Below are 8802 nucleotides of genomic sequence, written 5' to 3' on the forward strand. Positions count from 1 at the left end.
AGGAGGGGGTCGGTGCCCCCGAAGGCGGCCCCCGCGCCGCGGGACATTCTGGACGCCCGGTCGGGGTCGTCGGGGGGGTTCGGGCCCCACTGCCGTTCCCGCCCCCGGGCGGCACGACCGCCGCCCGGGGACACCAGGAGGAGAGCAGACGTGCCCGAGGGGCATACGATCCACCGCCTCGCCCAGGACCACACCGAACGGTTCGCCGCCCGCCCCGTCCGGGTGAGCAGCCCGCAGGGCCGGTTCGCCGAGAGTGCAGCGTTGCTCAACGGGCGCGAGCTGGAGGGCGCCGAGGCCCACGGCAAGCACCTGTTCCTGGAACTCGGCGACGCCTGGATCCACATCCACCTCGGCCTCTTCGGCAAGCTCGGCTTCGGGCCCGCCCCGGCCCCGCCGGCCGCGGACACGGTCCGCCTGCGGCTACTGAACGAGGAGCACTACGCCGATCTGCGCGGCCCCACCGCCTGCGCCCTGATCGACGTCGGCGGCAAGAAAGCGATACACGACCGGCTCGGCCCCGACCCGCTGCGGCCGCAGGACGATCCCGACCGCGCGTGGAAGCGGATCTCGCGCTCCCGCACCACCATCGCCGCACTGCTCATGGACCAGAAGGTCGTCGCGGGCATCGGCAACGTCTACCGCGCCGAGGTCCTCTTCCGGCACGGCATCGACCCCTACCGCCTGGGCAAGGACATCACCCGCACGGAATGGGACGCGATGTGGGCGGACCTGACCGTGCTGATGCGCGAGGGAGTGCGCAAGAACCGCATCGACACCGTCCGGGACGAGCACCTGCCCGAGGCCATGGGGCGCCCGCCGCGCGTGGACGACCACGGCGGCGAGGTGTACGTCTACCGGCGCGCCCACCTGCCCTGCCACATCTGCGGGGGCGAGATCCGCACCGCCGACCTCGCCTCCCGCAACCTCTTCTGGTGCCCGGGCTGCCAGACCCGCTGAGCCGGGGAGACCGCCGGGTCCCGGATTCCGCCGGGGTCCCGGTCCGCCGGATCGTGGATTCCGCCGGGGTCCCGGTCCGCCGGATCGTGGATTCCGCCGGGGTCCCGGTCCGCCGGGTCCCGGATCCCGCTGGGCCCGCCGCCGGGACCCGGGCAGCCCCGCCCCGTCAGAAGCCGTGCGGTAGCCAGGGGGCCACGTCACCGGCGAACGCCCGTGACGCCGCCGCCAGCGTGCCCGGACGTAGCTCGCGCACCAGGCCGGCCCCCGCCAACGAGGTCAGTGCGACCCCGCCCAGGTAGGCCGCGCCCAGCTCCCGGGCCGTGAGCGCCAGGTCCGCCGGATCCTCGGTCCGGACGCAGGACACGGCACCGCCCGGGCCGGCGGAGACCAGTCGCCACCGCCCCGCGTTCCACGGGCAGAACGCGTCCTCCACGTCCAACACCACGTCCAGCGCGGCCCCGTACCCGCGGGCCCGGAGGGCCGCGGGCAGGTCCACCAGGCGGACGTGCAGCGAGTCGGCCGTGCTCGGCCGTGCCCTGCGTGCGTCCCGGAGCAGGTGCAGCACCGGGTCGTCCACCGGCCGCCGACCGGCCCGCAGGGTCGAGGTCAGGTCGATGCCGAACAGATAGCGCCACAGCGCGGCCGCCGCCGCCGGGTCCAGCGCGTCCAGGGCGCGCACCGTGACCGTGCCGCGCGCCCCGGCGGCGTCCCAGTCCGGCTTGACCCGGTAGCGCGCGTACCCGACCACCTCACCGTCCGGTCGCTCCGCGACCACGCACATCAGCCGGGACGCGCCCTCCCGGTCCGCCTCGGGGTCCAGCAGCGGCAGTCGCTCCCAGCCCGGCTGCCGCGCCGGCATGCCGGGCCGCCGGGCGACCAGCTCCGCGTACACCCGCTCGCAGTCGCCCAGCGCCTTGGCCGGATCCACGATGCGCAGCCGCAGGGCGTCCGTGTCGGGCGGCACGGACAGGCCCGCTCGGTCGGTGTCGATGTCCAGCGACAGCTCGTGCGCCGCGATGCCGTAGCCGAAGCGCCCGTAGATCGCCGGCTCCGACGCCGTCAGTACGGCCAGCGGCTCACCCCCGGCGCGGACGTCGTCCAGCTGGCGGCGCATCAGGGAGGTGAGGATCCCCCGGCGGCGGTGGGTCGGCGCGACGCCCACCATCGTGACCCCCGCGGCCGGTACCGGTGCGCCCCCCGGCACCGACAGGCGGAAGCTGAACGCCGAGGCCGAGCCGACGCACGTCTGGCCGTCCCAGACGGCCAGCGACCGTTCGACCTCCGTCAGCGATCTGAAGAGCTCCCGCGTCTCTGAGGAATCGAGCACACCCCCGAACGCCAGTTCCAGGTGGTCGTACAGGGCATCCCACTCATCAGCCTGCAATACGCGCATCTCAAGGACCATAAGGTCATCCTTACCAGGGCAATCCGCCCCGGGCGACGGGATTTCGGACGACCTCGGCCCTGGCGGGACCCCGCCGGTCCGGGGGTCCCCCTGCGCGCGCACGGCCAGGATCGATAGGGTCCCGAAGGACATGGCCGGAGCACGTGTGGAGACGCTCATGGCCCGGGCACGCCTGACCTGGCACCGGGCCCGCACCGCCCTGCGCAAATCCGCCGTCGACTACTTCCGCGGCGACGCCTCCGACTGGCTCGCCCTGGCCGGACTCCTCGCCACCGTCCCCGCCATCGCCTGCGGCACGCTCATGCTGCCGGTGTGGTTCTCGCCCGCCGCGCTCGTCCTGCCCATCGTCGCGGGCGGCCTGCTGCTGCGCCCCGCGAGCCTCCTCGCCCTGTACGCGGCCTCCGCGACCGCACTGATCGTCGAGGCCCTGGTCCTCGGCCCCTACACCGAGGGACCGGCCCGGGTCACCCCCGGCACGGTCCTGGTCGTCGCCGCCTGCGGATTCTTCGGACTCGTCATCGCCCAGTTCCGCAGCCGCGTCGGCGTGCCCTGGCGGCGCGGCGGCACCATGCTCTTCGACCTGCGCGAACGCATCCGCGTCCAGAGCCAGCTGCCCGCACTGCCGCGCGGCTGGCACCGCGAGATGGCCCTGCGGCCCGCCGGTGGCCAATCCTTCTCCGGCGACTTCGTGGTCGCCGCCCGGACCCACGGCGGCCGGACCCTGGAGGTCGTCCTCACCGACGTCTCCGGCAAGGGCATGGAGGCCGGATCCCGCGCCCTGCTGCTGTCCGGCGCCTTCGGAGGCCTGCTCGGTGCACTGGCCCCGCACGGCTTCCTGCCCGCCGCCAACGGCTACCTCCTCCGACAGGACTGGGACGAGGGCTTCGCCACCTCCGTCCACCTCGTCCTCGACCTGGAGACCGGCGACTACGAACTCCTCTCCGCCGGCCACCTGCCCGCCCTGCAGCTCTGCGCGGGCACCGGCCGCTGGCAGGAGAAGTCGGGCGAGGGCCCGCTGCTCGGCGTCTACGACGGCGCCGAGTTCGAGCCCGCCCGCGGCAACCTCCGCCGCGGCGACGTGCTGATGCTCTTCACGGACGGCCTGGTGGAGACCGCCGACCGCGACATCAGCGAGGGCATCGACCGGCTCACCGGCGAGGCCGACCGCTATGTCGCGGCCGGCTGGGAAGGCGCCGCCTGGCACCTGATCGAGAAGGTCGCCAAGGATGTCAACGACGACCGCGCCCTGCTGATCATCCGCCGCTCGCCCTGAGAGCGCCGTCTGCCGCTTGCCCTGAGAATGCCGTGTGCCGTGTGCCGTGTGCCGTGTGCCGTGTGCCGGCGTGCGTCCCCGCCGCGTGGCCGTGGTGGGGTTTTCCCCACCGCCGATCCGCCGGGCCGCGCCATGGCCCCCGCCCCTGCCCCGTCCGTAGCGTCGAGCACACCATCGACGGATCGACCACGGCACGGAAACGGCCACGGCCGGAGCACCGGCCGCAGCGGAGGGGGACACCATGGGGTTCCGGCACAGCAGGCGGCAGCGCGAGGACGAGCAGGCCGCGCACGACAGCGCGGCCGCCGTCGAACTGCGCGGCGTACGCCGCGAGTACGGGCGCGGCGCCGCCGCCGTCCACGCCCTGCGCGGCATCGACCTCAGCCTGCCCCGCGGCAGCTTCACCGCCGTGATGGGTCCGTCCGGCTCCGGCAAGTCCACCTTCCTGCAGTGCGCGGCCGGACTCGACCTGCCCACCGCCGGATCCGTCCGCCTCGGCGGCACCGAGATCACCGGCATGAACGAGAACGAGCTCACCGAACTCCGCCGCACCCGCCTCGGCTTCGTCTTCCAGGCCTTCAACCTGCTGCCCTCCCTCACCGTCGAGCAGAACGTGCTGCTCCCGATGCGGCTGGCCGGCGTCGGAACGTCGCGGCAGGACCGCGCCCGGGCCGCCGACCTGCTCGCCCGCGTCGGCCTCGAAGGCAAGGGGCGCCGCCGCCCGGCCGAGCTCTCCGGAGGCCAGCAGCAGCGCGTCGCCATCGCCCGGGCCCTGGTCACCCGCCCCGACGTGGTCTTCGCGGACGAGCCCACCGGCGCCCTGGACACCACCACCGCAGCCGAGGTCCTCGGACTGCTCCGGGCCGCCGTCGACTCCCTGCGCGCCACCGTCGTCATGGTCACCCATGACCCGGCCGCCGCCGCCCACGCCGACCAGGTGCTCTTCCTCGCCGACGGGCTGATCGCCGACCGGCTGCCGCGCAGCTCCGCCGCCACCGTCGCCGCCCGCATGACCGCGCTGACCGCCCCGGCGTACACGGGAGCGGCCGCCTGATGCTCCACCGCTCCAACGGCCTGGCACGCGCGGCGGTCCGATTCCGTCCCGCCGCCTTCGCCGGCACCTTCCTCGCCCTGCTCATGACCGTCGCCGTCGTCAGCGCCTGCGGGATCCTGCTGGAGACCGGTATACGGGCCTCCGCGCAGCCCGGCCGGTACGCGGCGGCCCCCGTCGTGGTCGCCGCCGACCAGCAGGCCCGCCTGAGGGTGGGCAGCGGCGAGGGCGCGTACGAGTTCACCGCCCGGATCCCGGACCGGGCCCGCGTCGACGCCACCCTGTTGGAGCGGCTCGCCCCGCTCGGGCGGGTCGTGCCCGACGTGGTCTTCCCCGTGCGTGCCGTGTCCCCCGGCGGTACCGGGGGACACGGGCCCGCGGTCGAGGCGTCCGGGTGGGGCTCCTCCGCGTTCACCCGGACGCAGCTCAGCGCGGGCCGGGCTCCGCAGGCGCCGGGTGAGGTCGTCACCGGCACCGACCTCACCGGCACCGACCTCACCGGCCGCGGCGTGGCGTCTTCCGGTCCGGCGTCTTCCGGTCCGGCGTCTTCCGGTCCGGCGTCTTCCGGTCCTGCGCCTTCCGAGCCCGGCCCGGCCCCGGCCGGAGCCGCGGAGCGGCTCGTGCTCGACACCCCCGTGGGAAAGCGGGAGTTCCGCGTCGTCGGGCGCGCCGAAGGCACCGGCGTCTGGTTCTCCGACGCCGAGGCCCGCACCCTGTCCGGACACCCCGACGCGCTCGACGCCGTCGTCCTCCTCGCCCCCGGCGCCCCCGAGGCCCTCGCCGCCAAGGCCCGTACCGCCCTCGACGGTCACGCCCGCGTGCTCACCGGCCCCGACCGCGCCATGGACCCGCACCTCGACGACGCCAAGGCGCTGCTGGCCGGCCTCGGCGGCTCCTTCGGGGGAGTCGCCACCCTCGTCGCCGTCTTCACCGCCGCCGGGACCGTGGCGCTCTCCGTCAGCCAGCGCTCCCGCGAGTTCGCCCTGCTCCGCGCCATCGGAGCCACCCCGCGCCAGATCCGCCGCACGGTCGCCACCGAAGCGCTGCTCGTCGCCCCCGCCGCGGGCGTGCTGGGCTGCGTACCCGGCACCGCGCTGGCCGCCTGGTGGTTCGGCCAGCTCAAGGAGAAGGGCGCGGTCCCGGCCGACGTCGACCTCGCCGTCTCCTGGACCGCCATGGCCTCCGCCGTCGCCATCGGCCTCGGCACCGCCCTGCTCGCCGGCTGGGCCGCCGCCCGCCGGCCCGCCCGGATCCGCCCGTCCCGGGCCCTCGCCGAGGCCGCCGTCGAACGCCTCCGACCCGGCTGGATCCGCACCCCGCTCGGCCTCGCCGCCCTGGCCGGCGGCATCGTCTGCGCCGGCCTCGCCGCCACCGCCGGCGGGGAGGGCGCCGCCGACGCCGCACTCGGCGTCGTCATGCTCTTCATGCTCGCCGTGGCCCTGCTCGGCCCGTTCGTCGCCCGCGCCTGCACCGCCGTACTCGGCCTGCCGCTGCGCGCCGCGGGCGCCCCCGGCGAGCTCGCCGCCGCCAACTCCCGCACCCACGCCCGCCGGCTCGCCTCCGCGATCACCCCGATCGTGCTCGCCATGGCCTTCTCCTCGACGCTGGTGTTCCTGCACACCAGCGAGGAGCGGGCCACCCTGCAACAGCAGGAGGCCGGACTGCTCGCCGACCACGTGGTCCCCGACCCCGCCCCGGATGCTGCCGGCGGCCTCCGCGTCACCCGCACCGCCGTCCTCGCGGAGGCCGGCTCCGGCGAGGACCGCCGGCTGGAGACCGCGTCCGCCCTGGGCGTCTCCGGAAACCCGGCCGCCGTGCTCGACCTCGGCGTACGCGAGGGAAGCCTCGACCGGCTCGCCCCGGGCACCGTCGCGGTGGACCGCACGCTCGCCGCCTCGGCCCGCGTCTCCGTCGGCGACCGCATCACGCTGCGCCTGCCCGACGGGACCCCGGCCCGTCCCGAGGTCGTCGCCGTCTACACCCGCGGCCTCGGCCTCGGCCAGGTCACCCTCCCCGAGGCCGACCTGGCCGGCCGCACCACGACCGGGCGGCCGACCGAGCTCCTGGTCCGAGGCCCGGCCCCCACCGACGCCGGCCCGGCCGTCCCCGCGGCACAGTGGACCGCGCAGCAGAGCACCGACCGCGCGCTGAACGCCTGGGCCAACAGCGTCATGGCGGCCGTCCTCGGCGGCTTCGCGGCCATCGCCGCCGCCAACACCCTGGTGATGACCGTCCTCGACCGCCGGCGGGAGCTGCGGATGCTGCGCCTCGTCGGCTCCACCCGCCACCAGGTGCTCCGCATGGTCCGCTGGGAGGGCCTGCTGATCGGCGCCGCGGGCACCGCCCTCGGCACCGCCATCGCCCTGGCCACCCTGAACCCGCTGGCCAGGGCCGTCACCGGGGCGCCCCCGCACATCCCGCCCGCCCTGTACGCCTCCTTCGCGGCGGCCGCACTGGGGCTCGGCCTGGCCGGCACGGCCCTCCCGGCCCGCTGGGCCCTGCGGCCCGACCGACACTGAGCCCCGGCCTGCCCCGGCCCGGCCTGCCCCGGCCTGGCACGGCCCGGGCGGCGTGGTGCGCCGGGCCGTCGTCAGTCGAACCGGACGTGCCGGACACCCACCAGTGCGCGCCGCAGCCGCCCACGCAGCGGACCGCCGGTGTCCGGCGCCATCCGCAGCCCGCTCAGGGCCGCGATCCGGGCGGCGACCCGTTCCACGCCCAGCTGGTCGGTGACCAGGTGGTCGGCGAACTCGGGCCCGCGCAACGCCGCCAGGCACCCGTCCAGCCGCGCCACCCCGAAGCCCTCCCGCTTCAGCCCCGGCAGCAGGCCGCGCCCGCTCAGCCGGCGCAGTACGGTGCTGCGCTCGGCCAGCAGCGCGAAGTGCCGTACGTCGTGGCCCGCTCCGCGCAGCCGGCCCACCGTCTCGTCGAAGTACCGGGGCTCGGTGACCGTCATCGGCACCAGCAGCGGCCCCGGATGCCGCCGCGCGGCCAGGTCCAGCACCTCGAACACCCCCTGGCGCCAGGCCGGCAGGTCCTGGAAGTCCCCGCGCAGCCCGGCCGGCAGCATCCGGTGCAGGCCGAAGCCGACGTGCTCGGGGTCGCACACGGCGCTGCCGGGCAGCCGCCGGTGCAGCTCGTACGCGGTCTGCGTCTTGCCGACCCCGAAGGGCCCGTTCAGCCAGACGATCACCGGGAGTTCTCCGCCCAGACGCTGATGCCGAGCCTGCCGGTGTTGCCGAGGTCCACCGAGTCCCTGAGCTCCACCGTCACCGTGGGCGCACCCGGCTTGGGCGTCACCTCCACCGCCCATCCCTCCGCGGCGGGCACGCTCGGGTCGGTCACCAGGTTGCGCCACAGCATCCCGAACGACGCCGTTCCCCCCGGCTGCAGGCTCACCCGCTCGGCGGGCCTGTCCATGCTCGGCACGCCGCCGGCGATGTCGCCCGAACCGTGCAGGACCTCCACCTCGATCGGCGTGCGCTTCCTGTCCAGCAGCCTGATCTGCGGATGGCCTTCGAGCTCGTACGGTCCGGTGGAACAGTTGACCAGCTCGACGGCGAGGATGCGTACGCCCATCGCCGAGTCCCCGCCCCGCTGGCGCACCCGCACCCCGCCCGCCGGACACGTCTCCCCGGAAGACGCCGGCGCCGCCGCCGGGGGCCGTCCGTCCGCGGAAGGTCCGCCCGGGGGTGCCGGCCGCGGCTTGGCCGGCCGTACCGCTGAGGTGGGCCCCGGGGCGAGCGCCGGGGCGGGCGGTGTGCTGCACCCCGCCAGCACCGCCACGGCCACGGCGGCCCCAACCGCCCTTGCTGTCGCACGTATCGGGTCCATCGGCCGACCGTACGACAGTTCGCGGTCCCGCCCGGTCCCTGGGCCCACCGGCGTGGCCACCGGAGCCGCGTCGGTGGCGGGCCGAGCCGGTGCCGGGCCGTGCCGGTGGCGGCGGTGCCGGTGGCGGGCGGTGCCGGAGCCGGCCGGTGCCGGGCCGCTGGCCGCGGGGCCGGGCCCCCGCCCCCCGAGGGCGGGGCGCGGGGCGCCCCCCCCCCCCCCCCCGCCCAGGCGGGGACGCCCCCCCGGGGAGTTATAAAAAAAACAGCAGCCACACAGCCCGCC

7 protein-coding genes are annotated in these 8802 nt (G+C 76.1%); 4 read left to right on the forward strand and 3 right to left on the reverse strand.

All coding sequences use genetic code 11. From position 1 onward, the window contains the following. Window positions 1-150: 150 nt before the first annotated feature. Window positions 151-957, forward strand: a complete 807-nt coding sequence (locus ACFV7Q_RS37215; protein ID WP_385435378.1) for an Fpg/Nei family DNA glycosylase — start codon at window positions 151-153, stop codon at window positions 955-957. A 166-nt stretch (window positions 958-1123) separates the two neighbouring features. Here ACFV7Q_RS37215 and ACFV7Q_RS37220 read toward each other — a convergent pair whose 3' ends face one another. Next, window positions 1124-2362, reverse strand: a complete 1239-nt coding sequence (locus ACFV7Q_RS37220; protein WP_385435379.1) for a GNAT family N-acetyltransferase — start codon at window positions 2360-2362, stop codon at window positions 1124-1126. 130 nt (window positions 2363-2492) lie between these two features. Here ACFV7Q_RS37220 and ACFV7Q_RS37225 point away from each other — a divergent pair, with 130 nt between their 5' ends. From ACFV7Q_RS37225 to ACFV7Q_RS37235, 3 genes are all read left to right on the forward strand, one after another. Next, window positions 2493-3635, forward strand: coding sequence for a PP2C family protein-serine/threonine phosphatase (locus tag ACFV7Q_RS37225; RefSeq protein ID WP_385435380.1), 1143 nt, complete (start codon window positions 2493-2495; stop codon window positions 3633-3635). 241 nt (window positions 3636-3876) lie between these two features. Next, the gene (locus ACFV7Q_RS37230) at window positions 3877-4689 is read left to right on the forward strand and encodes an ABC transporter ATP-binding protein (RefSeq protein WP_385435382.1); all 813 of its coding nucleotides are present in this window, start codon (window positions 3877-3879) and stop codon (window positions 4687-4689) included. Beyond that, window positions 4689-7205 carry an FtsX-like permease family protein gene (locus ACFV7Q_RS37235; protein WP_385435383.1) on the forward strand — a complete coding sequence of 839 codons (2517 nt, stop codon included), beginning with the start codon at window positions 4689-4691 and terminating at the stop codon, window positions 7203-7205. The genes ACFV7Q_RS37230 and ACFV7Q_RS37235 overlap by 1 nt, the downstream gene beginning before the upstream one ends. 71 nt (window positions 7206-7276) lie before the next feature. Here the strand turns inward: ACFV7Q_RS37235 and ACFV7Q_RS37240 are convergent, their stop codons facing one another. Further along, window positions 7277-7879 (reverse strand): AAA family ATPase, encoded by a 603-nt coding sequence (locus ACFV7Q_RS37240; RefSeq protein WP_385435384.1) that lies wholly within the window; start codon window positions 7877-7879, stop codon window positions 7277-7279. Further along, window positions 7876-8520 carry a DUF4232 domain-containing protein gene (locus ACFV7Q_RS37245; RefSeq protein ID WP_385435385.1) on the reverse strand — a complete coding sequence of 215 codons (645 nt, stop codon included), beginning with the start codon at window positions 8518-8520 and terminating at the stop codon, window positions 7876-7878. The genes ACFV7Q_RS37240 and ACFV7Q_RS37245 overlap by 4 nt, the downstream gene beginning before the upstream one ends. Between the last annotated feature and the right edge of the window lie 282 nt (window positions 8521-8802).

Source organism: Streptomyces sp. NPDC059851, from assembly GCF_042732005.1.
Classification (GTDB): Bacteria; Actinomycetota; Actinomycetes; order Streptomycetales; family Streptomycetaceae; genus Streptomyces.